This is a genomic window from Verrucosispora sp. WMMC514 (genome assembly GCF_027497295.1).
GTDB classification, from domain to species: Bacteria; Actinomycetota; Actinomycetes; order Mycobacteriales; family Micromonosporaceae; genus Micromonospora; species Micromonospora palythoicola.
This window is the reverse complement of sequence record NZ_CP114906.1, coordinates 5225150-5247923: the sequence shown is the minus strand read 5'-3', so window position 1 is coordinate 5247923 and position 22774 is coordinate 5225150. Positions and strand designations below refer to the sequence as shown.

General features: G+C 73.2%; 24 protein-coding genes and 1 riboswitch. Of the genes, 10 read left to right on the top strand and 14 right to left on the bottom strand.

Annotated elements, in window-relative coordinates; translation table 11 throughout:
- The first annotated feature begins 79 nt into the window (after window positions 1-79).
- Entirely contained in the window at window positions 80-586 is a 507-nt protein-coding gene (locus O7597_RS24405; protein WP_281580838.1) for an Lrp/AsnC family transcriptional regulator, read from the top strand.
- 5 nt (window positions 587-591) lie between these two features.
- On the opposite strand, the gene O7597_RS24400 is transcribed toward O7597_RS24405, so the two are convergent.
- A complete protein-coding gene (locus tag O7597_RS24400) occupies window positions 592-1563 on the bottom strand; it encodes a DNA primase small subunit domain-containing protein (protein WP_281580837.1) in 972 nt (323 codons plus the stop codon).
- A 175-nt stretch (window positions 1564-1738) separates the two neighbouring features.
- Here O7597_RS24400 and O7597_RS24395 point away from each other — a divergent pair, with 175 nt between their 5' ends.
- The gene (locus O7597_RS24395; protein ID WP_281580836.1) at window positions 1739-2239 is read left to right on the top strand and encodes a hemerythrin domain-containing protein; all 501 of its coding nucleotides are present in this window, start codon (window positions 1739-1741) and stop codon (window positions 2237-2239) included.
- Between the two features lie 33 nt (window positions 2240-2272).
- Here the strand turns inward: O7597_RS24395 and O7597_RS24390 are convergent, their stop codons facing one another.
- Window positions 2273-3142 carry a metallophosphoesterase gene (locus O7597_RS24390; protein ID WP_269741052.1) on the bottom strand — a complete coding sequence of 290 codons (870 nt, stop codon included), beginning with the start codon at window positions 3140-3142 and terminating at the stop codon, window positions 2273-2275.
- Window positions 3143-3273: 131 nt separating this feature from the next.
- Window positions 3274-3364, top strand: a riboswitch (ZMP/ZTP riboswitch).
- Window positions 3365-3382: 18 nt separating this feature from the next.
- On the opposite strand from O7597_RS24390, the gene O7597_RS24385 reads away from it, so the two are divergent.
- A complete protein-coding gene (locus O7597_RS24385; protein WP_281580835.1) occupies window positions 3383-4819 on the top strand; it encodes a glycine hydroxymethyltransferase in 1437 nt (478 codons plus the stop codon).
- A gap of 108 nt (window positions 4820-4927) precedes the next feature.
- Here O7597_RS24385 and O7597_RS24380 read toward each other — a convergent pair whose 3' ends face one another.
- Together O7597_RS24380 and O7597_RS24375 are read right to left on the bottom strand one after the other, a co-directional pair.
- Window positions 4928-5188 carry a hypothetical protein gene (locus O7597_RS24380; RefSeq protein ID WP_164450148.1) on the bottom strand — a complete coding sequence of 87 codons (261 nt, stop codon included), beginning with the start codon at window positions 5186-5188 and terminating at the stop codon, window positions 4928-4930.
- A gap of 85 nt (window positions 5189-5273) precedes the next feature.
- A complete protein-coding gene (locus tag O7597_RS24375; RefSeq protein ID WP_269741050.1) occupies window positions 5274-6365 on the bottom strand; it encodes an alpha-hydroxy acid oxidase in 1092 nt (363 codons plus the stop codon).
- Window positions 6366-6430: 65 nt separating this feature from the next.
- Here O7597_RS24375 and O7597_RS24370 point away from each other — a divergent pair, with 65 nt between their 5' ends.
- Window positions 6431-6874, top strand: a complete 444-nt coding sequence (locus O7597_RS24370; RefSeq protein WP_269741049.1) for an MmcQ/YjbR family DNA-binding protein — start codon at window positions 6431-6433, stop codon at window positions 6872-6874.
- Window positions 6875-7113: 239 nt separating this feature from the next.
- Here the strand turns inward: O7597_RS24370 and O7597_RS24365 are convergent, their stop codons facing one another.
- Complete coding sequence (locus O7597_RS24365) at window positions 7114-8346, bottom strand: MFS transporter (RefSeq protein WP_281580834.1); 1233 nt, start codon at window positions 8344-8346, stop codon at window positions 7114-7116.
- Between the two features lie 88 nt (window positions 8347-8434).
- On the opposite strand from O7597_RS24365, the gene O7597_RS24360 reads away from it, so the two are divergent.
- Window positions 8435-9055 carry an ABATE domain-containing protein gene (locus O7597_RS24360; protein ID WP_269741047.1) on the top strand — a complete coding sequence of 207 codons (621 nt, stop codon included), beginning with the start codon at window positions 8435-8437 and terminating at the stop codon, window positions 9053-9055.
- A gap of 100 nt (window positions 9056-9155) precedes the next feature.
- Window positions 9156-10085, top strand: a complete 930-nt coding sequence (locus O7597_RS24355) for a sialidase family protein (RefSeq protein ID WP_281580833.1) — start codon at window positions 9156-9158, stop codon at window positions 10083-10085.
- 360 nt (window positions 10086-10445) lie between these two features.
- On the opposite strand, the gene O7597_RS24350 is transcribed toward O7597_RS24355, so the two are convergent.
- From O7597_RS24350 to O7597_RS24310, 9 genes are read right to left on the bottom strand one after another with little or no spacing between them, the layout of a single operon-like run.
- Window positions 10446-10802, bottom strand: a complete 357-nt coding sequence (locus tag O7597_RS24350; RefSeq protein ID WP_269741045.1) for an antibiotic biosynthesis monooxygenase family protein — start codon at window positions 10800-10802, stop codon at window positions 10446-10448.
- Window positions 10802-12049, bottom strand: coding sequence for a beta-ketoacyl synthase N-terminal-like domain-containing protein (locus tag O7597_RS24345; protein WP_281583314.1), 1248 nt, complete (start codon window positions 12047-12049; stop codon window positions 10802-10804). The genes O7597_RS24350 and O7597_RS24345 overlap by 1 nt, the downstream gene beginning before the upstream one ends.
- Window positions 12050-12087: 38 nt before the next feature.
- Complete coding sequence (locus O7597_RS24340; protein ID WP_281580832.1) at window positions 12088-13362, bottom strand: beta-ketoacyl-[acyl-carrier-protein] synthase family protein; 1275 nt, start codon at window positions 13360-13362, stop codon at window positions 12088-12090.
- Window positions 13359-13757 (bottom strand): cupin domain-containing protein, encoded by a 399-nt coding sequence (locus O7597_RS24335; RefSeq protein ID WP_164450155.1) that lies wholly within the window; start codon window positions 13755-13757, stop codon window positions 13359-13361. Before O7597_RS24335 ends, O7597_RS24340 begins: the two co-directional genes overlap by 4 nt.
- Window positions 13750-14526, bottom strand: a complete 777-nt coding sequence (locus O7597_RS24330; protein ID WP_281580831.1) for an SRPBCC family protein — start codon at window positions 14524-14526, stop codon at window positions 13750-13752. Before O7597_RS24330 ends, O7597_RS24335 begins: the two co-directional genes overlap by 8 nt.
- Window positions 14523-15902, bottom strand: coding sequence for an acetyl-CoA carboxylase biotin carboxylase subunit (locus tag O7597_RS24325; protein ID WP_281580830.1), 1380 nt, complete (start codon window positions 15900-15902; stop codon window positions 14523-14525). Before O7597_RS24325 ends, O7597_RS24330 begins: the two co-directional genes overlap by 4 nt.
- Window positions 15903-15914: 12 nt before the next feature.
- Window positions 15915-16502: an acetyl-CoA carboxylase biotin carboxyl carrier protein gene (gene accB, locus O7597_RS24320; RefSeq protein WP_281580829.1), complete on the bottom strand. Its 588-nt coding sequence runs from the start codon at window positions 16500-16502 to the stop codon at window positions 15915-15917.
- Window positions 16499-18199, bottom strand: a complete 1701-nt coding sequence (locus O7597_RS24315) for an acetyl-CoA carboxylase carboxyltransferase subunit alpha (protein WP_281580828.1) — start codon at window positions 18197-18199, stop codon at window positions 16499-16501. The genes accB and O7597_RS24315 overlap by 4 nt, the downstream gene beginning before the upstream one ends.
- Window positions 18196-18522, bottom strand: coding sequence for a TcmI family type II polyketide cyclase (locus O7597_RS24310; RefSeq protein ID WP_269741039.1), 327 nt, complete (start codon window positions 18520-18522; stop codon window positions 18196-18198). Before O7597_RS24310 ends, O7597_RS24315 begins: the two co-directional genes overlap by 4 nt.
- A 398-nt stretch (window positions 18523-18920) precedes the next feature.
- On the opposite strand from O7597_RS24310, the gene O7597_RS24305 reads away from it, so the two are divergent.
- From O7597_RS24305 to O7597_RS24290, 4 genes are all read left to right on the top strand, one after another.
- A complete protein-coding gene (locus tag O7597_RS24305; RefSeq protein ID WP_269741038.1) occupies window positions 18921-19763 on the top strand; it encodes a BTAD domain-containing putative transcriptional regulator in 843 nt (280 codons plus the stop codon).
- Window positions 19764-19853: 90 nt separating this feature from the next.
- The gene (locus O7597_RS24300; protein WP_210825448.1) at window positions 19854-20201 is read left to right on the top strand and encodes a TcmI family type II polyketide cyclase; all 348 of its coding nucleotides are present in this window, start codon (window positions 19854-19856) and stop codon (window positions 20199-20201) included.
- 14 nt (window positions 20202-20215) lie between these two features.
- Complete coding sequence (locus O7597_RS24295; protein ID WP_269741037.1) at window positions 20216-21565, top strand: NAD(P)/FAD-dependent oxidoreductase; 1350 nt, start codon at window positions 20216-20218, stop codon at window positions 21563-21565.
- Between the two features lie 221 nt (window positions 21566-21786).
- Window positions 21787-22611, top strand: coding sequence for a helix-hairpin-helix domain-containing protein (locus tag O7597_RS24290; protein ID WP_281580827.1), 825 nt, complete (start codon window positions 21787-21789; stop codon window positions 22609-22611).
- Window positions 22612-22774: the final 163 nt, after the last annotated feature.

Below are 22774 nucleotides of genomic sequence, written 5' to 3'. Positions count from 1 at the left end.
GCCCTATGCTCCTGCTGTCGGATGATTGACTCAAGATGGCCGGTGAACGCGGGATGGATGGCACCCGAAGGAGGGTTCGATGAGCCAGGAGACCGCCGACGAGGCGGACCGGCGGGGCGGAACGGGACGTTCGGCCGTCGCCCTCGACGAGGTGGACCGGCGCATCCTCGACGAGCTGACCCGGGACGGTCGGCTCTCCATCCGGACGCTCGCCGAACGGGTGCACGTCTCACGCACCAACGCGTACGCGCGGGTGGAGCGGCTGCTGCGCGACGGGGTGATCACCGGGTTCGCCGCCCGGGTCGCCCCGGAGCCGGCCGGCCTGGGCACCTCGGCGTACATCGCGTTGACGATCAGGCAGAACACCTGGCGGGAGGTGTCGGCGGAGCTGGCCCGGGTGCGCTACGTCCAACACGTGGCGCTGCTCAGCGGCGAGCACGACGTGCTCGCCCTGGTCCGGGCGCCGGACAACGCCACGCTGCGCGACGTGGTGCTGGACCGGGTGCAGCGCATCTCCGGGGTGCTCGCCACCCGCAGCTGGCTGGTCTTCGAGGAGTACGACGGGACGCGCAGCCCCTGGGAGTGACCCGCTCAGCGTTCGGGCGGGGACTCCAGGCCCTCCCGGTCGGCCAGCTCCAGCAGGGGTTCCAGCGAGAAACGCCGCTCGTCCAGGCCCGCGTGCGGGTCGCCGCGGTCGGCGAACCGACCCGGCATGGTGGTCACGTCGAAGTCCTCCGGACGGGCGTCGTCCAGCTCCGACCAGTCCAGCGGTGCGGAGACCAGCGCGGCCGGGGTCGGCCGGATCGAGTACGCCGAGGTCATGGTGTGGTCCCGGGCCATCTGGTTGTAGTCGACGAAGACCGGCCGGTCCCGCTGCTCGCGCCACCAGGTGGTGGTGACCAGGTCCGGCCGGCGCCGCCGCATCTCCCGACCGAGGGCCAGCACCGCCCGGCGGCAGTCGCCGAAGCTCCACCTCGGCTCGATCGGGACGTAGACGTGCAGCCCCCGCCCGCCGGTGGTCTTCGGATAACCGGTCAGCCCCAGCTCGTCGAGGAAGGCGCGCACCTCGTGGGCCACGGGCACCACCTGGTCGAACCCGACACCGGGCAGCGGGTCGAGGTCGATCCGCAGCTGATCCGGCCGCTCCACGTCCGCCCTGGTCACCGGCCACGGATGAAAGCGCAGCGTGCCCAGGTTGACCGCCCAGATCACCACGGCCAGCTCCCCCGGAGCGACCTCGTCGGCGGTGCGTCCGCTGGGAAAGGTGATGTGCGCGGTGCCCACCCAGTCGGGCGCGCCGGCCGGCACCCGCTTCTGGTAGAACGCGTCACCCCGGTTGTCCTGCCGGGTGGCGATGGTCGCGCCCTCGAACACGCCGCGCGGCCACCGCTCGAGCATGGTCGGTCGGTCCCGCAGCGCACGCAGGATGCCGTCGCCAACCGCGAGGAAGTAGCGCACCACGTCGAGCTTGGTCAGCCCCCGCTCGGGAAAGTACGGCTTGTCCGGGCTGCTGACGCGGACCGTCCGCCGCCCCACCTGGATCGCCTCCGCCGCCGTGGCCACACCTGAGAGGGTACGACGCGGCACCCGGCCCGGCGGGCCACCGCCGCACGCCGGGCCGGGGCGACTCCCCCACCGTGGCCGGCGGCAGCGGCAGAGATGCGCCTGACCCGCAGTTTCCGTCGGTTCCGGCCGGGTAGGAGGGCAGACCTCGAAGTGATCCGAGGAGGTCTGCCACATGTCCACCGATGCCATCGTGCTGCTCAAAGAGGACCACCAGGAGATGCGCCGCCTGTTCAAGGAGTTCCAGGCCAGCGAGGACGCACCGGCCAGCAAACGCGGCAGGTTGGTGAAGCAGATCCTCGAGGCGCTCACCGTGCACACCTGGCTGGAGAACGAGATCATGTACCCGGAGGTCCGCGAGCGGCTGCCGGAGCTGGAGGACCACATCCTGGAGTCGTACGAGGAGCACCACGTCGCCGACGTGCTCTGCTTCGAGCTGTCCTCGATGCAGCCCGACGACGAGCACTTCAACGCCAAGACGACGGTCCTCATCGAGAACGTCCTGCACCACGTCGAGGAGGAGGAGCAGGAGTGGTTCCCGAAGGTGCGCGAGTCGATGGGGCGTAAGGAGTTGCAGGAGATGGGGCAGCGGATGATCGACCGGCGCCCGGAGGCGCCCAGGAGCCCGACGGCACCCAAGGCGCTGAAGAAGTCGCTGGACGCGATGCGGGCCTGACCGTCCGCGTCCGGTGCCGGCCGGCGCGCCCGGTCACCACGCCGTGGGCGGTACCCCCTCCGGTTGCGGCAGGATCTGCCGCAACCGGCCCGGGGGTACGCCACGGGACCGCCACTCCCGGGGGTAGCCCACCGACACCTCCTCGAACCGCACGCCGTCGTGCCAGCTGGTCCGTGGTATGTGCAGATGGCCGTAGACGACCGCGGCGGCGTCGAAGCGTACGTGCCAGTCGGCGGTGGCCTCGGTGCCGCACCACTGGGCGAAGATCGGGTACCGCAGGACCCGGGTCACCTCCCGGACCAGCGGCCAGTGGTTCATCAGCACGGTCGGCAGCGCCGGGTCGCGCCCGGCGAGCCGGCGGGCGGTCTCGGCCACCCGGGCGGCGCACCACGCCGACCGGCTCTCGTACGGGTCGGGGTGCAGCAGCACCTCGTCGGTGCAGACGATCCCGGTCCGGTACGCCTCGGCCAGCGCCGCCTCGGGCGTGTCGAAGCCGTCCGGGCGCCAGCTGTGGTCGTACAGCAGCAGCAGCGGCGCCACCGTCACCGGGCCGCCGGGTCCGGCCCACACCGGGTACGGGTCCTCGGGGGTGACCACGCCGAGTCCACGACACAGCTCGACCAGGTGGGCGTAGCGCGCCGCGCCCCGCAACGTCACCGGGTCGGCGGGCGGCGTCCACAGCTCGTGGTTGCCGGGCGACCAGACCACCCGGGCGAACCGGTCGGCCAGCAGCCGCAGCGCCCAGGCCACGTCGGCGACGGTGTCGCCCACGTCACCGGCGACCAGCAGCCAGTCCTGCGGCGTCCGGGGACGCAGCCCCTCGACGATGGTCCGGTTCTCCGGATGGCCCACGTGCAGGTCGCTGATGGCCAGGAGACTGCCACCGTCGCCCGTTGCCACCATGCGGCGATCCTAGTGCGCCCGACCGGCCGCCCGGCCGACTGCGGGCGGCGATCCCGCTGCCCGGCCGCCTTCCACCACCCGCCGCACGGTCGCCCGCCGCGGCCCGCCCTGCCGGCGTACCCGGTAGGATCCCCTCGGGCCGTGACTGGCGCATTGGAGATGGAGAACCATCGGGGAGCGGCCCCGTCACGAGGACGCATGCCGAGCGCCTGGGCCTTCCGCACGTCACCTGGAGGTCGCATGCCGCGCAACGCCGAATCCACCGCCTTCCGAAGCGCCCTCGAGGTGATCCGTGGTGTCGAGCCGCGGGTCGCCGACGCGATCGGGGCGGAACTGGCCGACCAGCGCGAGTCGCTCAAGCTGATCGCCAGCGAGAACTACGCCTCCCCGGCGACGTTGCTGGCCATGGGCAACTGGTTGAGCGACAAGTACGCCGAGGGCACCGTCGGTCGCCGGTTCTACGCCGGCTGCCAGAACGTGGACACCGTCGAGGCGCTCGCCGCCGAGCACGCCCGGGAGTTGTTCGGCGCGGCGCACGCGTACGTGCAGCCGCACTCGGGCATCGACGCCAACCTGGTGGCGTTCTGGGCGATCCTGGCCGACCGCGTCGAGTCACCGGCGCTGAAGAAGGCGCAGGCCCGGCACGTCAACGACCTCACCGAGGCGGACTGGTTCGCGCTGCGGCGCGAGCTGGGCGACCAGCGGATGCTCGGCATGTCCCTGGACGCCGGCGGGCACCTGACCCACGGTTTCCGGCCGAACATCTCCGGCAAGATGTTCGACCAGCGCAGCTACGGCACCGACCCGGACACCGGTCTGGTCGACTACGACCGGGTCGCCGAGGCGGCTCGCGAGTTCCGGCCGCTGGTGCTGGTCGCCGGCTACTCGGCGTACCCACGTAAGATCAATTTCCGGATCATGCGGGAGATCGCCGACTCGGTCGGTGCCACGTTCATGGTGGACATGGCGCACTTCGCGGGCCTGGTCGCCGGCAAGGTCTTCACCGGTGACTTCGACCCGGTGCCGCACGCGCACATCGTCACCAGCACCACCCACAAGTCGTTGCGCGGTCCGCGCGGCGGCCTGGTGCTGTGCGGCCCGGAGCTGGCCGACCAGGTGGACCGGGGCTGCCCGATGGTGCTCGGCGGCCCGCTGCCGCACGTGATGGCGGCCAAGGCGGTGGCGCTGGCCGAGGCCCGCCGGCCGGACTTCGCCGACTACGCCCGGCAGATCGTCGACAACGCCCAGGCGCTGGCCGAGGGTCTGCTGCGACGCGGTGCCAAGCTGGTCACCGGCGGCACCGACAACCACCTGGTGCTGATCGACGTGACCGGCTACGGGCTGACCGGCCGGCAGGCCGAGCAGGCGCTGCTGGACTCCGGCATCGTCACCAACCGCAACGCGGTGCCGCAGGATCCCAACGGCGCCTGGTACACCTCCGGCATCCGGATCGGCACCCCCGCGCTGACCACCCGGGGGCTCGGCACGGCGGAGATGGACACCACCGCCGAGCTGATCCACGTCGTGCTCAGCCAGACCAGCGCCGGGGTCGGCCCGGACGGCACCGCCTCCAAGGCGAAGTACGTGCTCGACCCGGCCCTCGCCGACAAGATCAGTCGCCAGGCCAGCGAGCTGCTCACCGGTTTCCCGCTCTACCCGGCCGTCGAGCTGGGCTGACGACGATCGCGTCGGGCCGGGACGGTCCGGCCCGACGCGGTCGCGGACCCGTCAGGAGTGCTCGCACGTCCAGCGGAACCACTGGGTGCCGACCGGCGCGTACGTACCTCAGGCGAGTGGACGTTTCAGGTGGTAGCGGTGCACCTCGGTGCTGCCCTGCACGTTGTTCACGTCCTCGGCGGCGGAGACGAGTTCCCAACCGTCGCGTCCGGCGCGGTTGAGATGCGCGATCGCGGTGTCGCCGTACGCCGTGATGTCCTTGCGGGACCCGTCGGGGCCGTACCAGACGAACGAGACATGAAAATTGCGACCCTGCCCCTGGTAGCGGCGGACCAGCAGGGCGTACTCCCAGGCAACCATGCCGCCCATTATGACCGTCCTGTCAGGACGGCGGCAGGGCAGCCGTCACAGGTTGCGAACCGGTGAACGCGATGAGTCGCCGCACCGGTTCCGGTCAGCCCACCGGGACCGTGCGCAGCCGCCGGGCGCTCGCCGGGTCGGCGCAGCCGGCCAGGGCCAGGGCGTCGCGTACCTCGTCGGCGAGCAGGGCCAGCGCGGAGCGGGCCGCCGGTTGCCCACCGACCGCCAGGGCCCAGAGCATCGGCCGCCCGACCAGCACACCGGCGGCACCCAGCGCCAGGGCGCGCAGCACGTCGACACCGCTGCGGATGCCGCTGTCCAGCAACACCTCGCAGCGGTCACCGACGGCCGCCACCACCTCGGGCAGCATGGTGGCGCTGGCCGGGGCTCCGTCGAGCTGCCGGCCGCCGTGGTTGGACACCACGATCGCCCGTGCTCCCGCGTCGACGGCGCGGACCGCGTCGGCCGGGTCGAGAATGCCCTTGACGACCAGCGGCAGGTCGCACCGCTGCCCCAGCCACCGCAGGTCCGACCAGGTCAGCGCCGGGGCGAATGCCGCGTCACGGTGCGCGGACACCGGGGTTACCCCGGGTGTACCGCCGTGGGCCAGGTCGTCGCGACCACCCGGCAGATTGGCCGGGACCAGCCCCGGCGGCAGCCGGAAGGAGTTGCGCAGGTCCCGCAGGCGTCGGCCGAGCACCGGCACGTCCACGGTGACCACGAGCGCCCGGCAGCCGGCGGCGCGGACCCGCGCCAGCAGGTCGGCGACCAGGGACCGCTCGCGCAGCCAGTACAGCTGGAACCAGACCTCGGCGCCGGTGGCGGTGACCTGCTCGATCGGCGTGCTGCCCAGGATGCTGGCCAGGTACGGCACGTCGGCGGCGCGGGCCGCGGCGGCCAGCGCCGGTTCGCCGTCGGGGTGCACCAGCCGTTGGTACGCCATCGGCGCCACCGCCACCGGCATCGCGTACTCCCGGCCGAGCAACCGGGTCCGCAGTCTCGGGGTGCGCACCCCGGTCAGCACCCTCGGCACCACGCCGACCCGGTCCAGCGCGCGGCGGTTTCCGCCGAGGGTCACCTCGGCACCGCTGCCACCGTCCAGGTAGTCCCAGACGCGCGGCGGCAGTACCGTCCGGGCCAGGGCGGCGAAGTCGGCCAGGCAGACCGGTTCGGGCGTGAGCTCCATGCGGTTCACCATCGCCGACCCGGCCGCCGCCGCGCCAGGCCGCCCCGACCGTGCGGGCGGGACCCATGGCGGACGCCAACCTGGCGTACCGTCAGGAGGTGGCCAGTTGGGACGACGTACGCCGGATCGCGCTGGGTCTGCCGGAGACCAGCGAGCGGCCCTCCTACGACGGGGTGGCCGCCTGGCGGGTGAAGGACAAGCCGTTCGTCTGGGAACGGCCGCTGCGCGGTAAGGAACTCCACGACCTCGGTCCGGCCGCACCGGACGGTCCCATCCTCGGGGTCCGGGTGGCGGATCTCGGCGTCAAGGAGGCGTTGCTCGCCGACGACCCCGGCCTCTTCTTCACCACGCCACACTTCGACGGCTATCCGTCGGTGCTGGTCCGGCTGGACCGGATCGGCGTCACCGAGCTGACCGAACTGATCGTGGAAGCCTGGTACGCCCGCGCCCCGAGACGGCTGGCCGCCGCGCACCAGGCGCAGACGGCACCGCCCGAAGCAGGCGGGTGACGGTAGGCACCCGGTACCCGTAGACGAGACTCAGGCCGTCGTGCGCCGGCTGGCAGCGCTTCTCCGCCTCGGTTGCCCGACCACCACGGGTGCCGGGGCCGCCCGCAGCCCGGCCTTGATCACGAAGATGGCCCGTCGCGCCACAGCGTCACCTCGACAATCAAGCTGGTGACCGGCGACCTCTACTCCCCAGCAGTTTCGGGGATACTGCTGCATCCGGCGTCCTCGAGGCAGCAGTATCAGCGAAGTTGCGGGCCAGCGCAGCGCGGGGCAACAAGCGCCGGCGTGGCGGTGGCGGGCGAATCCGGCGTGGCCCCGGCACGGGCGGGGTGGGCGAGACGCCGCTCGCCGAGCGCCAGCACCACGGCCACGACGCTGAGCAGGGCACCGATCAGCACCGTGCGGTGCACGCCGTGGCTCGGCAGCGTGAGCCCTCCGACGAAGGCACCGGCGGTGATGCCGACGTTGACGGCGGCGGAGACGGTGGCGGCGGCGATGTCCGAGCGTCCCGGCGCCACCTGCAGGACGAGGCCGCCGAGGGTCGCGGTGAACGCGGCGAAGGCCAGGCCGGCCAGCGCGATCAGGACGACGGCCGCGACCGGCCGGTGGCCCAGCGCGTACAGCCCGAGCAGGGCCAGCGACTGTAGGGCGACGGTCGCGGTCAGGGCGAGCCAGGGGTTGCGATCGACCAGCACGCCGACGGCGAGGATGCCGAGCACGCTGGCGACACCGCGGGCGAGCAGGATGGCGCCGACCGAGGTGGCGGCCATCGCGGTGTGCTCGGTGACGAAGAGGGCGACATAGGTGTAGGCGGCGATCGCGCCGGCGGTGGCCAGGACGGCCACGGTGGTCAGCAGCCAGAAGCGGCGCGCGTCCGGGGTCGCGCCCCGGGTGGCGTGTCCCTGGTCCGGCCGGGTCGCGGGCAGCAGCGCGGCGACCACCACGAACACCACCGCGCCGAGCCCGGACACCGCCAGGAACGAGGCCCGCCAGCCGGCTCGCTCGCCGAGCCAGATGCCCCCGGGCACGCCCAGGGCGAGAGCGACGTTGCCACCGGCGAACACGACCGCGACCACCCGGCCCCGCAGTCCCGGCCGGAACAGTTCCGCGGCGGCCGGCACCACCACCGCCCAGAACAACGCGTGCGTCGCCGCGGTCGCCATCCGGGCCGCCAGCAGCACCGCGAAGCTGCTCGCGACCACGGTGACCGCGTTGCAGACCACGAAACCGGCCAGCAGCGCCGACAGCAGTCGCCGGCGCGGGACGCGGCGGACCAGCGCGGTCAACGGCACCGAGGCGACCATCACCACGGCGCCGTACGCGGTGACCAGCATGCCCACGTCCGCGGGTGAGACGGCCAGATCCGCCGCCATCGGTAGCAGCAGCCCGATGGGCAGCGCCTCGGCGGTGGTGTAGAGGAAGGTCCCGCCCGACAGTCCGATCAGGACCGTTGTCGCCCGCCCGCGTCCCATCCGTCCTCCCGTGTTACCGGCAATAGGTGTTATGGGGGTAACACTAGGGAGCGCTCCGATCCCACGTCAACTGGTAAAGTCGCGTTTGATGGAAACAGTCGAGGGTGTCCGGAGGCTGCGCCTGGTCGGCGGCAACCTCGCGTTGGACTTCGTCAACACCCGCACCGGTCCACCCGTCGGGCCGCCCGACGACGACGTCCTCACCGGCTACCCCGAGCTGGTCGACTGGGCCGGCTACGCGGGCGTCCTCACCGACGCGGAGGTGACCAGGTCACACCGTCGCCGGCCCGACGACCCGGACGACCCGCAGGCCGCCTTCCTGCGGTCCCTGGACCTCCGCGACCGCCTCGACGAGGTGTTCCGGGCCCTGGCGTCCGGCCGGAGCCCGAGCGGGTCCACCCTGGCCCGGCTGCGCGACGACGAAGCCGACGCGCTCGCTCACGCGCGGCTCGACAAGGCCGGCACCTTCGTCTGGTCCTGGCGGGACGACCACACCGCCGCCCGGCCGCTACGGCCGGTGGTGCACGCGGCGGTCCAGTTGCTCACCACCGGCCCGCTCGACCGGATCAAGGCATGCGGCGGCTGCCGCTTCGTCTTCCTCGACGAGAGCAAGAACCGCAGTCGCCGCTGGTGCAGCATGGACGACTGCGGAACCGCCGAGAAGGCGCGGCGTTACGTCGCCGCGCGCCGTACCCGGGCGACCCGGTGAGCGTCCGACCCGGCCGGCAGCACCGGTCGACCGTCGCGTTCGCCCGCTGTTCGCCCCGCCGCCACACCCGCGTCGCCCGCCCCGCGTACCGTCGGCGCACGTGATCATCCGTCCGGCGACCACCGAGGTGCGCGCGTTACGCCGTATCGGTGACACCGCCCCGCACAACGCCTTCACCGACCTGGTCCGGTACGCGGGACAGTGGTTCTGCGCGTTCCGCGAAGGTCGGTCGCACCTGTCCGACGACGGCGTCCTGCGGGTGTTGACCTCGCCGGACGCGCGCACCTGGCAGACCGCGGCAGTCCTCGCCCAGACCGGTGTCGACCTGCGCGACCCACGCTTCGTGCCGCGCCCCGACGGACGGTTGCAGCTGCTCGCCGCCGCCGCGACGGGCACCCCGAAACGGTTCCGGACGGTCACCGCGCTCAGCGACGACGGCCACCGGTGGGACGAACCCCGGCCGATCGGTGAACCGGACGTCTGGATCTGGCAGGCGGCCTGGCGCGACGACGCGATGTACGGCGTCGGCTACGCCACCCGGGAGCCACGGTTCGCCCGGCTCTACCGCAGCGACGACGGATTCGACCTGCGACCGGTGGTCCGCACCCTGTTCTCCGGCGGGTATCCGAACGAGTCCGGGCTGGTCTTCGACCCCGACGGCACCGCCACCTGCCTGCTGCGGCGCGACGGCGGTACGGCCACCGCGCAGCTCGGCCGGGCCCGCCCGCCCTACCGGGAGTGGACCTGGACGGACCTCGGGGTGCGGGTGGGCGGGCCGGCGCTGTGCCGACTGCCCGACGGCACCCTGGTGGCCGGCGGACGGCTGCACGACGGTCCGGTGCGGACCGCGATCTGCGCCGTCGACGTGGCGCGGGGCCGGCTGCGGGAGCTGGTCACGCTACCCTCCGGCGGCGACTCCAGCTATCCCGGCCTGGTCTGGCACGACGAGCGACTGCACGTCAGCTACTACTCCTCGCACGAGGGGCACAGCTGCGTCTACCTGGCCGAGGTCGACCTCGGGTCGCGTTGAGGGCCCACCGGCGGCGTCGGCGACCGGCGCGGGCCCCCGTGCGGCCGGTCGCCCGAGGGCTGCCGGTCCGCGGAGGTCGGCGGGTCGACGCGGGGCCGCCGATCGGTCTCGCTCGGCGAGCACAGCGGTCCGGTCATGACTCCCCACCTCCACCATCGGCGTCGCCGCGGCACGCGCCGGACGCAGGTCGCCTGCTCGGAGCGTTTCCCGAACCCTACGGCAGCCACGATGGACATTGCGTCATGCAAATGGATGTCCGAGAAGGGCGACTGACCGGATTGCCGTCGGACCGACCGGCGAGGATGATCGAGTCCGTGTGTCAGCCTTGAGTGAGCGGATCACCACCGAGCGTTCACCTTCTCACCGCGGCGTTCCGGCCGGTACGGGCGTCTGCGCGTGGATGTGGAAGCGCAGGGACCGGGCATCGGTGAAGCACTCCCGCATCGGCCGGACCAGGTCGCGGTGTTCCGGGCTGCGCTCCCACGCCTCGAAGTCGGCCAGGCTGCTCCACTCGCTGGTGATGAGCCACTGCTCCGGGTCGGTCGACGAACGGCAGACCTGGTCGACCAGGTGGCCCGGCACCCCGTCGGCGACCAGGTGCCGGACCGCCTCGTAGGCCCGGAGGAAGTCCGCGGTGCGCTCGTCGGGCACCCGGACCAGAAACACCACCCGTGCGCGGTGCCCGCCGGCCCGCTGCCCGTCCTCCGGTGCGTCCATCACCGCTCCTCTCCGGCCGGCGGCGCACCGCGCACCACCAGCGCACTGTTGAACCCGTCGAAACCCCGGGCGCAGATCAACGCCACCCGGCTACGCGGGCGGCGGTCGACCCGCAGGAAATCCAGCTCGCATCCGTCCGCCACGACCTGCGGCCCGGCCGAGGCGGGCAGCGTGTCGTGCGCGAAGGCGAGCAGGGCGGTGGCCACGTCAAGTGCCGAGCCACCCTGATGCGCCCGCCCGGTCAACTCCTTGTGGGTGGTGACCGGCGGCGTGCGGGCACCGAAGACGGCCCGCAGGGCGCTGGCCTCGGCCCGGTCGTAGCGCGGCACCCCGAGCGCGTCGGGAACGACCACGTCCACCTCGTCCGGCTCGACACCGGCCCGGCCCAGGGCCAGCCGCATCGCGCGGGCGTACTGGTGCGGATCGCCGGCACTGTCCGCGGTGGTGTGCGTCGCGTCGTGGGTGGCGCCCCAGCCGGTCACCTCGCCGTAGCTGCGCGCACCCCGGGCACGGGCGTGCTCCAGTTCCTCCACCACGAACACCGCGCCACCCTCGGCGGGCAGGTAGCCGCTGGCGGCGGCGTCGAACGGCCGGTAGGCGCGCTCCGAATCGGTCACCTCGCTGAGCAGGCCGGAGCGCAGCTGACAGGCCAGCGCGTACGGGCTCAGCGGACACTCGGTCGCTCCGGCGAGCACCACCGAGGCGCCGCGCCGCACGGTCCGCGCCGCGTGCGCCAGGCTGTCCAGGCCACCCGCCGACTCCGCCACCAGCACCCCGCACGGCCCCTTCGCCTGGTGCCGGATGGAGAGCTGTCCGACGCTGGCCGCGTAGAACCAGGCGATCGACTGGTACGCGCCGACCGTGCGCGACGGTGACGACCAGAGGCGTTGCAGCTCCCGTTGACCGAACAGGTTGCCGCCGGAGGCGCTGGCCAGGGTCACCGCCCAGCCGTACGGGTCGGTGGCCCGCTCCGGCAGGCCGGCGTCGGCCAGCGCCAGCGCGGTGGCGGCGAAGCCGAGGTGCGTCCACCGGTCGGTCTGCACCAGGGCGCGGTTGTCGGCGTACCGGCCCGGGTCGAAGTCCGCGACCTCGCCGCCGAGGCGGGTCGGGTAGCCGGCGGCGTCGAACAGGGTGATCGGTCCGGTCCGGCGGCGGCCGGACCGGACCGTTCGCCAGTGCGCGTCCGCGCCGACGCCGCTGGGTGCCACCACCCCGACGCCGGTGACCACGGCCCGCCCGCCGGTCACGCCGGCACCGGCGGGGGCCGTCCGGACCCGACTCGCGCTCACCGCGTCACGTCCCGGGCCGACCTGCGGAACAGCATGGCCGACTGGAACCCGCCGAAGCCGCTGCCCACCGAGAGCGCCACGTCCACCGGCACCTCCCGTGCCTCGTTGGGCACGTAGTCCAGGTCGCACTCCGGGTCCCGGGTGGCCCAGTTGGCGGTCGGCGGCACCACGCCGAACTCGATGGCCAGGGCACACGCGGCCATCTCGATGGCGCCGATGGCTCCCAGCGAGTGCCCGACCATCGACTTGATCGAGCTGATCGGCACCCGGTGGGCCGCCGACCCGAGGGACCGTTTGAAGGCGGCCGTCTCGTGCCGGTCGTTCTGCCGGGTGCCGGAGCCGTGCGCGCTGATGTAGGAGACGTCCCCGGGTGCCAGTCGGGCCTGCCGCAGTGCGTCGGTGATGGCCAGCCCCATCTCCAGGCCGTCGGGGCGCAGCCCGGTCATGTGGTACCCGTTGCTGCGGCTGGCGTAGCCGGCCACCTCGCAGTAGACGTGCGCGCCCCGGCGCGCGGCGTGTCCGGCCTCCTCCAGCACCAGCACCGCCGCCCCCTCGGCCAGCACGAAGCCGTGCCGGTCGGCGTCGAACGGGCGGGAGGCGTGCGCCGGGTCGTCGTTGTCCGGGCTGGTGGCCTTGATCGCGTCGAACGAGGCGACGGTGACCGGTGAGATCGGCGAGTCGGCGGCACCGGCGAGCACGATGTCGGCCTCGCCGTCGACGACCAACTGATGGGCGTAGCCGATGGCGTCGATGCCGGAGGTGCAGCCGGTGGAGATGACCTGGGCCGGCCCGTGCAGTCCGTGGCGGCAGGCCACGTCGGCGGCCAGGCTGCTGGGCATCAGCGCCGGGTAGAGGTACGGGCCGCCGAGCGTCGCGTCGACCAGCCAGCGCCGGCCGCTGTCGCTCACCGTCACGTACTCCTGCTCCAACGCCATGGTGCCGCCGACGGCGGTGCCCAGCACCACGCCGGTGCGGTCGCGTTCGGCGTCGGTGAGTTCCAGCCCGCTGTCGGCGACCGCCTCGGCGGCGCAGGCCAGCGCGAACTGCACGTACCGGTCGGCGCGCTGCCGCTGGGCGGGGGTCAGCCCGGCGGCGTCCGGGTCGAAGTCGCACTCGGCGGCGATCTGCGACCGGAACGGCGACGGGTCGAAGAAGGTGATCCGTCGGGTGGCCGTACGCCCCTCGGTGATGCTCTTCCAGAACCGGTCCCGGGTCACCCCGCCGGGTGCCACCACCCCGACGCCGGTGACCACGGTGCGCCGGCTGGTCACGACCGGTCCCGCTGTTCGACAAGCTCGGTGTCGACGTGGCCGAGTTCCGGGCGCGGCGCCAGCGGCCCGAGGTGGAAGACGACCTCGGCGGGCACGTGCCCGGTGTTGCGCAGCCGGTGCCGGACGTTGCGGGCCACGAACAGCGCCTCGCCGGCCGCCAGCGGCACCGGTTCGTCGTCCAGGTCGACGGTGATGGCGCCCCGGGCGACGTAGAGGAACTCCTCGCTGTACGGGTGGTAGTGCTCGGCGATCCGCTCGCCGGGCGCCATGGTGGCCACGCCCATGAAACCCGAGGTACTGCCGACGGTACGCGGACCGAGCAGGACCCGCAGCTCGCCGCCGCGCCGACGGTCGGCGGGCACGTCCCGGGCGGCCACCAGGGCGAGGTCACTCATCGTCGGCTCCTGTCGCGCTCGCACCGGCCGGGACGGCCGTAGGGGTGACGCTCGTCGACGGCGGGGTCGTCCGGTCCCGGGCGAGCCGCTCGACGCGTTCCTTGATGACGGCCAGCTGCACGGCGCTGTTGGTGTTGATCCGGTCGGTCATCCCGGCGTTGTCCACCGGTGCGGTCGGCTTCATGGCGAAGTCCTGCACCCAGGTCATCCGGACGCCGTCCGGTTCCTCGGTGTAGGTCCAGCGGATCCGCATGTACTCGAACGGCCCGGTCTCCACCCGGTGGGCGCGCACCTGTCGGGTGGCCGGGTCCGCGGTGCGTTCGCTGACCCAGCTCCAGGCGACACCGTTCTCGTCGGGATGCATGGTGAGTCGGAACCGGACCGTGTCGCCGTCCCGGTCGAGGATCTCGGCCCGCGCGTACTCGGTGAACAGGTCCGGCCAGCCCGCCACGTCGTTCGTCACCGACCAGACCAGTTCCAGCGGAGCGGCGATGACGACGCTGTTCTCGGTGTGCCCGGGCGGGTCGGCCCGCCGGGCGACCAGGTCTGCCACGCCCGGGATGCTCAACTGTGCGGCCTGCTCCGGGATGCTGACCTGCCAGCGGTCGGCGACCACGGCCGAGAGTTCGAGCAGGGCGAGCGAGTCCATGCCCAGCTCCTCCAGGGAGGCGGCCGGCGCGCGGGCGGCGGCCTCCGGATCGAGTCCGCAGTTGGTGACCAGGATGTCGGTTATCTCCGCGGTCAGCGAGTCGTCGTCGGTGACGGTCATCGTTTCCTCCTCGGGTGTGTGGGTTTCGGTGCGGCGATCAGGCGGTCCACCAGCCCGGTGGAGTGACGCCCCTTGCGGAACTCGGCGTCGTCGAGCACCCGCCGGACGAACGGGATGGTGGTCCGCATCCCCGGTCCGGAGATCTCGAACTCGCCGAGCGCCCGGTCCAGCCGGCTCAACGCCAGGTCACGGTCCGGGGCCCAGACGGCGACCTTGGCCAGCAGCGAGTCGTAGTGCGGCCCCACCAGGTAACCGGAATGCCCGTGGGTGTCGACCCGGGTGAACGGGCCGCCGGGCGGCACGAACCGGTCCAGCCGGCCGGGGGTGGGCGCGAAGTTCCGGTCCGGATCCTCCACGTTGACCCGGCACTCGATGCCCACGCCGGTGAACCGGACGTCCTCCTGACGCCAGCGCAGCGGGGTGCCCGCCGCCACGTGGAACTGCTCGTGCACCAGGTCGATGCCGGTGATCATCTCGGTGACCGGGTGTTCCACCTGGATACGACAGTTGATCTCCAGGAAGTGGAACCTCTCCTCGGCGTCGACCAGGAACTCCACCGTCCCGGCACCGGTGAACCCGACCTCGAGTGCGCCACGCAGGGCGGTGCCGGCGATGGCGTCCAACGTCGCCGGGGACAGCGCCGGAGCGGGCGCCTCCTCGACGAGCTTCTGATGGCGGCGCTGCACCGAGCAGTCCCGGGTGCCCAGGTGCACGCCGTTGCCGTGCGAGTCGCAGAGCAGTTGGACCTCGACGTGCCGGGCGTCGATCAGGTAGCGCTCGACGTACACCCGGTCGTCGCCGAAGGCGGCCTGGGCGGCGGCCCGGGTGCGCGCGTACGCCCGGGGCAGGTCGGCCGGGGCCCGGACCACCGTCATCCCCCGGCCCCCGCCCCCGGCCGCGGCCTTGATGATGACCGGGTAGCCCACCTCGGCGGCCACGGCGGCGGCCTCGGCGGCCGTCGGTACCGGCTGTACCGCGCCCGGCGCCAGCGGCAGCCCGGCCCGGCTCATCAACGCCCGGGCGGAGGACTTGTCGGCGAGCACGGACATCACGTGCGGCGGTGGGCCGACGAAGGTCAACCCGTTGTCCGCGCAGATCTCCGCGAAATCGGCGTCCTCGGAGAGGAACCCGTAGCCCGGATGCACCGCCTGGGCGCCGACCTTACGGGCCGCCTCCACCACGGCGGCGGCGTTGAGGTAACTGCGCCGGCTGGCCGAGGGGCCGATCCGGACGGCCTCGTCGGCCAACCGCACCGCCACCGAGTCGGCGTCCGCGGTGGAGTAGACCACGGCGGTACGGATGCCCAGTTCCCGGCACGCGCGCAGGATGCGCAACGCGATCTCGCCCCGGTTGGCGATCAGCACCTTGGAGAACATCGCGCACCGCCCTCAGGCCGGATCCAGGGCGACCAGTGGCTGGTCGTACTCCACCGGCTGTCCGTCGGCGACCAGGATCTCGACGACCCGGCCGGGCCGATCCGCGGCGATCTCGTTCATCAGCTTCATCGCCTCGACGATGCCGACCACCTGCCCGGGTCGGACCAGGTCGCCGACGGCCACGAAGGGTGCCGCACCCGGCTGCGGCGACCGGTAGAAGGTGCCGACCATCGGCGACCGGACGCTGGCGCGGGTCGCGGGGTTCGCCGCCGGTGCGGCCGGGGACGGTTCGACGGGCGCCCGGGGGGCGGGAGCGGCGACACCGGAACCCGTGGGACCGGCCGGCGGACCCGGTTCCGACCCGACCGGCCGAGCCCACTCCACCTCCAGCTCGGCCGCACCGAGGCGCAGTCGCAGCCGGCGCACCGGATCGGCCAGTTCGGCGATCAACTGCTGGGCGTGCCGGCACAGGTCGGCCAGGGCGGCGTCGGCCGCCGGCCGCCGGTCGGGTTCCTGACCGGCGACGCCGTCGGTCCGCTGCCCGGTCGCGTCGCCGTTCGGCGTCGTCGCCGTACCGGGGACCGTGGGCGCGGCGCTCATCGGGTGCCCGCTCGGGCACCGGCGCGTGCGGCACCGAAGCGGCGGAAGCGTCGTCGCCGTCGTTGGACGAGGGTCACCGCGGGCACCTCCAGCAGCGGCAGCAGGTTCGCCAGCAGCGCCTGGCGGACGGCCCGCGCGGTCGCCTCGGGGTCGTCGGCGGCCGAGCCGTCCGGCTCGGGTACGACCTCGTCGACGATGCCGAGCCGGCACAGATCCGGTGCGGTCAGTCGCAGGGCCCGGGCGGCCCGCGGAGCGGCGGTGCGACCGGGCCAGAGGATCGCGGCGCAGCCCTCGGGACTGATCACCGAGTAGACCGCGTGCTGGAGCATCAGCACCCGGTCGGCCACCGCCAGGGCCAGGGCACCGCCGCTGCCGCCCTCCCCGGTCACCACGGTCACCACCGGTGTGGGCAGCACGCTCATGGTCAGGATGTTCTCCGCGATCGCCGCCGCCTGGCCGTGCTCCTCCGCCTCGACGCCCGGATCGGCCCCCGGCGTGTCGACAAGCGTCACCACGGGCAGCCCGAGTCGGGCCGCCAGTCGCATCAGCCGCAACGCCTTGCGGTGGCCCGCCGGGGTGGCCATGCCGAAGTTGCGGGCGGCCAGCTCGGCGGTGCTGTGTCCCTTCTGGTGGCCGATCACCATCAGGTGCCGGCCGTCGAGTCGCGCCAACCCCCCGACCACCGCCGGGCAGTCGCCGCCGAGCCGGTCGCCGTGCAGCTCGGTGAAGCCGTCGAAGGTGGTCTCCAGATAGTCCAGAGTGGTGGGCCGGCCGGGGTGCCGGGCCAGACGTACGGTTTCCCAGGCGTCGCGCACCGGTGTCCGGGACAGCTCGACCGGCCGGGCCGTCTCGGGCGGCGGGGCGTCCACGCCGGACCGCTTCGTGGCCCGTCGGCCGGTGCCCGTCGCGGCGAGCAGCGTCGCGAGTCGGGCCCGCAGGGCGTGCCGGGGCACCACCATGTCGACCTGGCCGTGCCGCAGCAGGAACTCGGCGGTCTGGAACCCCTCCGGCAGGTCACGTCCGGTGACCTGCCGGATCACCCGGGGGCCGGCGAAGCCCATCCGGGCGCCGCTCTCGGCGAGTACCAGGTCGGCGCTGGTGGCGAAGGAGGCGGCCACCCCGCCGTAGGTGGGGTCGGTCAGCACGCTGACGGTGAGCAGTCCGACCTCGCGCAGCTCGGCCATCGCCTGGCTGACCGTGGCCATCTGCATCAGCGACAGCGCCCCCTCCTGCATCCGGGCACCGCCGGAGGCGGTGACCAGGACCAGCGGGACGCCCGCCGCCGACGCCTGCTCGGCGGTCCGGGTGATCAGCTCGCCGACGGCGCTGCCCAGGCTGCCGCCGAGGAACCGGAAGTCCATCACCGCGAGCGCACAACGCGACCCGCCGATGGCGGCGGTGCCGCAGAGCACCGCCTCCGGCAGGCCGGTGTCGGCGCGGGCGGCGGCGAGCCGGTGCGGGTACGGCAGCACGTCGACGAAACCGATCGGATCCACCGCGACCGCGCGCTCCGGCAGGGTCCGGAACGATCCGGAGTCGACCAGCTGGTCGATCCGCTCGGGTGCGGCGAGTCGAGCGTGCAGGCCGCACTCCGGGCAGACGTCGAGGTTGCGGCGCAGCCGCTTGCGGTAGAGCAGGGCGGCGCAGCCGCCGCACCGGGACCACAGGGTCTCGCCCGAGGGCGCGGTGGCGGTCATGGCCGGCCTCCGTCGAAGCGGTAGAAGCAGCGCGCCATCGCGTCCCGGGGCGACCGCCAGTCCGGCCGGTACGGCGAGATGTACGAACTCAGCCGGCTGCTGACCCGGACGAACTCGGGGTGCTCCCGGACCGCCTCCACGGCGCCGTCACCGGCCGACTCGGTCTCGATGAGGTGCACGTACAGGTCGTGCAGGCGGTACAGCGAGCGGTGCCGGACCCCCACCAGGCGCGGCAGCTCGGTCGTGTCGGACTCAGCGAAGATCTCGGCGACCGCCGCCTCGGCGGTCGGGACCACCTTCGCGACGATGAGCGTTCGGTCCATGCTGGTCCTCCCCACGGGCCGGTCGGACGCCATCGGGTGGGCCCGGACGGCTGCCGCCACGATGCGGAGCACCGCGTCACCCGGGCGTCACCGTCCCTCCAGGAAACACCGCAGGTCGGTGACGCTCAGTTGACGCAAGCTGTGCTTCAGCTGAGCGGCCGCGAGCGCCATGATCGGCAGGATTGACCAGTTCAGAGGCGGTTTCACAGAAGACCTGCGAGTTACATTACCGACAACATCGTTGACCCAGAGTAACGATGATTGATAATCTTCGCGGCGGTCGGACCCGGCACCGCACCCCGCGTGCGACGGCCCGACGAGTCGACAGTGGCGGCACGGCGGCCACGCCGGGACCTGGCCGAGACCCGCAACCGACGCGTTCCGCAGGGGGTGCCGCCGTGGCCGCCGTTTCGCCCACGCCCACCACCGGCCAACCCCACGACGCCGAGATCCGGCTGCACCTGCTCGGTGGCTTCCGCCTGACCCACGGGGACACTCCCGTGGTGGTGCCCCGCGGCCTGCAACGGATCATCGCGCTGATCGGGTTGCGTCCCGGTGCCACCCGTACCCACCTCGCCGGCCTGCTCTGGCCGGAGGCCACCGAGGAGCGGGCGCTGTCCTCGCTGCGGACCGCACTGTGGCGACTGCGTCAGGACCCCTACTGTCCACTGACCACCGCCGCCGACACCGTCCGCCTCGACCCGCTGGTCCGGGTCGATGTCGACCTGCTCATCGACACGGCCGGCCGGGTTCGCGACGGGCACGCCCCGGGCGGCGCCGGGGAGGCCCTCACCGCCGGCCGGCACGACCTGCTGCCCGGCTGGTACGACGACTGGGTGCTGGCCGACCGGGAACGGCTGCGCCAGCTCCGACTGCACATGTTGGAGCAGGTTTCCGGCCAGCACCTGGCCGCCGGCCGGCACGGTGAGGCGTTGGAGGCGGCGCTGGAGGCGATGGCCGCCGAGCCGCTGCGCGAGACGCCGCACCGGCTGGTGGTGCGCATCCACCTCGCCGAGGGCAACGCCTTCGAGGCGGTACACGCCTACTACGTCTACCGGGACCTGCTGCTGCGGGAACTGCGACTGGAGCCGTCGCCGGCGATGAGCGCGCTGCTCGCGGAGACCCTCGACCCCATTCGCCAGGCCAGCCGGCCGACCGGTGGACCCCGCCGGCACGTGGTCACCCGCGCCGCCGCGCCGAGCCCGACGGCGATGCGTCACCGCACCGATCCCGGCCGTTGACGGGTAGGTGACTGCGCGGGCGACAGGGTGGGGCCACAGCGGCCCGGACCCGGTGTCCGGCCGGGCCGACCCACCGGTGAGAGGGATCCGATGAGCCGTCTAGTGATCGTCAGCAGAATCATCCCGGGCGCGGAAGGTCGCGTGGCCCAGATATTCGCCGAGTCCGACGAGACCGAACTGCCGAGCCTGACCGGGGTACGCCACCGGTCCCTGTACTGCCTGCACGACCTGTGCGTACACCTGATGGAGACCGACGACGTCGGTGCGGACGCCCTCGCGGCGGCCCGAAACCATCCGTTGTTCCAGCAGGTCAACGAGCGACTGTCCGCACACACCTCGCCGTACCTGCCCACCTGGCGCTCGCCGCGCGACGCGATCGCCAACTGCTTCTACCGCTGGGACAGCGCGGAGGTTCCGGCACCGCGCGTGGCCGGCTGACCGGGCAGCGAGGCATGACGACCCGAACACCGCACGTCCTGGTCGTCGGTGCCGGCACCGGCGGCCTCTGCCTGGCGCACGGGCTGCGCCGGGCCGGGATCGACGTCGAGGTCTACGAGCGGCACCGGGCCAGGGGCGAGGGGTTGCTCGGCTACCGGGTGGGCATCGGTCCCACCGGCAGTCGGGCCCTGCGTGACTGCCTGCCGCCGGAGCTGTTCGAGATCTACCTGGCCACCTGTGCCCGCTCGCCGCGCTACTTCAACGTGCTCAGCGAGAAGATGCGGCACACGGCGTCCTTCCCGCTGCGGCCGGACACCCACCCGGTCGACACGGAACGCTCCGTGGCCCGGATGACGCTGCGCCAGGTGCTGCTGACCGGCATCGAGGACGTGGTGCACTTCGACCGCACCTTCACCCGGTACGAGCAGCACGACGACGGCACCGTCACCGCCCACTTCGCCGACGGCGGCACCGCGACCGGTGACCTGCTCGTGGCGGCGGACGGTACGCACTCGGCGGTCCGTCGTCAGTACCTGCCGCACGCCGTCATCCGGGACGCCGGCACGGTCAACATCGCCACCCGGGTGCCGCTGACCGCACACACCCGGTCCCTGCTGCCGGAGAGTGTGCAGCGGGGCATCTCGCTCATCTTCGGTACCGGCGGGGTGATGGGCGTGCTGCACGTGATGGAGTTCAAGTGGGACCGCGACGGTCGTCTCAAACCGGAGACCAGTTCGGCGGACGCGAAACTGCTCAGCGACTGGCCGGGGCTGCGGCACGACCCCACCCGCGACAACATCAACCTGGTGGTGTGGAGCACGGCCCGCCGGTTCCCGCCGGACGTGATGCGACGCCGGGGCACGGAGCTGATCCAGGTGGCGCTGGAGCTGACCGCCAACTGGCACCCGCACCTGCGGGAACTGCTCAGCCTGGCGGAACCGGACAGTGCCCTGCCGATCCGGGTGTCCACCTCGGAGCCGGTGCCGCCCTGGCGAAGCAGCACGGTCACCCTTCTCGGCGACGCGATCCACACCATGACGCCGGGTCGGGGCGTGGGCGCCAACACCGCGCTGCGCGACGCCAACCTGCTGCGGCGACAGCTGATCCTCGCCGCCGCCGGGGAGAAGACCCTGGTGCAGGCGGTCGCCGACTACGAGGCGGCGATGGTGCCGTACGGCTTCGCCCGGGTCGCCGACTCGTTGGGACGCAGCGGCACCAACGGTGACGACCGCATGTACCAGCCGGTGTTCGGACGACTCGCGTTGCTCGGTGCCCGGGGATACTTCCGGGTCACCAGCCGGGTTCCCCGGTTGCGGCGCAAGTTCGTCGACGACTTCTACACCTACCGGGGCGAGCAGGACTGATCCTCGTCGCGACCCCGGCACCCGACCCGGTGCCGGGGTCGCGGCGTGTCCAATCACGTGCGGTTACCGCACCGTCCGTCCCGGACCGGACACCTGCCGTAGCCTCCGCGCGTCCGGTACGGACTGTTACCTGGCCTGCCTGTCGTCCCGGGCGCGCGTGTGCGAAGCTGCGGCGAGTTTTTCTCGCGACGATCCGGACGTGAACCTCAGGGAGGGTTACCGTGGGCGAGTCCTTCGGGAACTGGCTGATACTGCTCGTGGCGCTGGTGGCGGGGCTGGCCGTGGGCTGGCTGTTGCTGCGCGGCCGGCGGGCGGAACCGACCGAGCCGACCGTCGGTACGGCGGGCGACGCGACCGGCGAGGCGAGCGATTCCGCCCCGGTCGCCACCGGGACCGCGCAGTCGACCGCCGTGACCGAACCAACGACCGAGCCCGATCCCGCCTCACCGGCGGGCAGCGAAACGACCGCCACGGCGGCCGAGCCCACCGGGGCCGACGCGGCCCCGACCGGCACCGAGCCGACCGACGGCACCCGTGAGACGCCGGTGACCGGTGCGGAGTCCACCGAGGCGCCGCGGGCCGCCGAACCGCTCGCCGATGTCACCACGACGGCCGTCCAGGACGGACCGACGGTGGACGCGACCGCGGAACCGCGACCGGCGGTCGCCACCCCGCCGGTCCGGCCGTCGGCCACCACCGAGTCCGCCGCGGCGTCCACCACGGCCACCAGCGCGCCGGTCACGGCGGCGGAGCCGGTCGCCGCCGCCGAGCCGGTCGCCGCCGCCGAGCCGGTGGACGCCGAGCCAGCGACGACGGAGCCGGTCACCGCCGAGGTCGACGACTTCCGGCGCATCCAGGGCGTCGGGCCGAAGATGGCGGCGGCGCTGCACGGAGCGGGCATCCGGACCTACCAGCAGCTGGCCGACATGGACGAGGCCGCGCTGCGGGAGACCGTCCGGAGCGCCGGTCTGCGCGCCACCGCCAGCCTGGCCACCTGGCCTCAGCAGGCGAAGGTGCTGGCCACCCCGGCCGACAGCGGGTCCTGACGATCCCGGGCCGCCGGTCGCGGGAACGCCCCTCGCGGGCCCCGCGCCGGCGGCTGCGCTGTACACCATTCCGGTGACCGGCCCCGACCCCGACGCGCTCCGGCCGGAACCGCCGTTACGGTCGATACGCCGGCCATGCCGGCACGCCGCACCGCCGCCGGCT

Coding starts and splice junctions, on each gene's coding strand:
- O7597_RS24405 (WP_281580838.1), top strand. CDS start 80: ATGAGCCAGGAGACCGCCGACGAGGCGGACCGGCGGGGCGGAACGGGA.
- O7597_RS24395 (WP_281580836.1), top strand. CDS start 1,739: ATGTCCACCGATGCCATCGTGCTGCTCAAAGAGGACCACCAGGAGATG.
- O7597_RS24390 (WP_269741052.1), bottom strand. CDS start 3,142: ATGGTGGCAACGGGCGACGGTGGCAGTCTCCTGGCCATCAGCGACCTG.
- O7597_RS24385 (WP_281580835.1), top strand. CDS start 3,383: ATGCCGCGCAACGCCGAATCCACCGCCTTCCGAAGCGCCCTCGAGGTG.
- O7597_RS24380 (WP_164450148.1), bottom strand. CDS start 5,188: ATGGGCGGCATGGTTGCCTGGGAGTACGCCCTGCTGGTCCGCCGCTAC.
- O7597_RS24375 (WP_269741050.1), bottom strand. CDS start 6,365: ATGGAGCTCACGCCCGAACCGGTCTGCCTGGCCGACTTCGCCGCCCTG.
- O7597_RS24370 (WP_269741049.1), top strand. CDS start 6,431: ATGGCGGACGCCAACCTGGCGTACCGTCAGGAGGTGGCCAGTTGGGAC.
- O7597_RS24365 (WP_281580834.1), bottom strand. CDS start 8,346: ATGGGACGCGGGCGGGCGACAACGGTCCTGATCGGACTGTCGGGCGGG.
- O7597_RS24360 (WP_269741047.1), top strand. CDS start 8,435: ATGGAAACAGTCGAGGGTGTCCGGAGGCTGCGCCTGGTCGGCGGCAAC.
- O7597_RS24350 (WP_269741045.1), bottom strand. CDS start 10,802: ATGGACGCACCGGAGGACGGGCAGCGGGCCGGCGGGCACCGCGCACGG.
- O7597_RS24335 (WP_164450155.1), bottom strand. CDS start 13,757: ATGAGTGACCTCGCCCTGGTGGCCGCCCGGGACGTGCCCGCCGACCGT.
- O7597_RS24330 (WP_281580831.1), bottom strand. CDS start 14,526: ATGACCGTCACCGACGACGACTCGCTGACCGCGGAGATAACCGACATC.
- O7597_RS24325 (WP_281580830.1), bottom strand. CDS start 15,902: ATGTTCTCCAAGGTGCTGATCGCCAACCGGGGCGAGATCGCGTTGCGC.
- accB (WP_281580829.1), bottom strand. CDS start 16,502: ATGAGCGCCGCGCCCACGGTCCCCGGTACGGCGACGACGCCGAACGGC.
- O7597_RS24315 (WP_281580828.1), bottom strand. CDS start 18,199: ATGACCGCCACCGCGCCCTCGGGCGAGACCCTGTGGTCCCGGTGCGGC.
- O7597_RS24310 (WP_269741039.1), bottom strand. CDS start 18,522: ATGGACCGAACGCTCATCGTCGCGAAGGTGGTCCCGACCGCCGAGGCG.
- O7597_RS24300 (WP_210825448.1), top strand. CDS start 19,854: ATGAGCCGTCTAGTGATCGTCAGCAGAATCATCCCGGGCGCGGAAGGT.
- O7597_RS24295 (WP_269741037.1), top strand. CDS start 20,216: ATGACGACCCGAACACCGCACGTCCTGGTCGTCGGTGCCGGCACCGGC.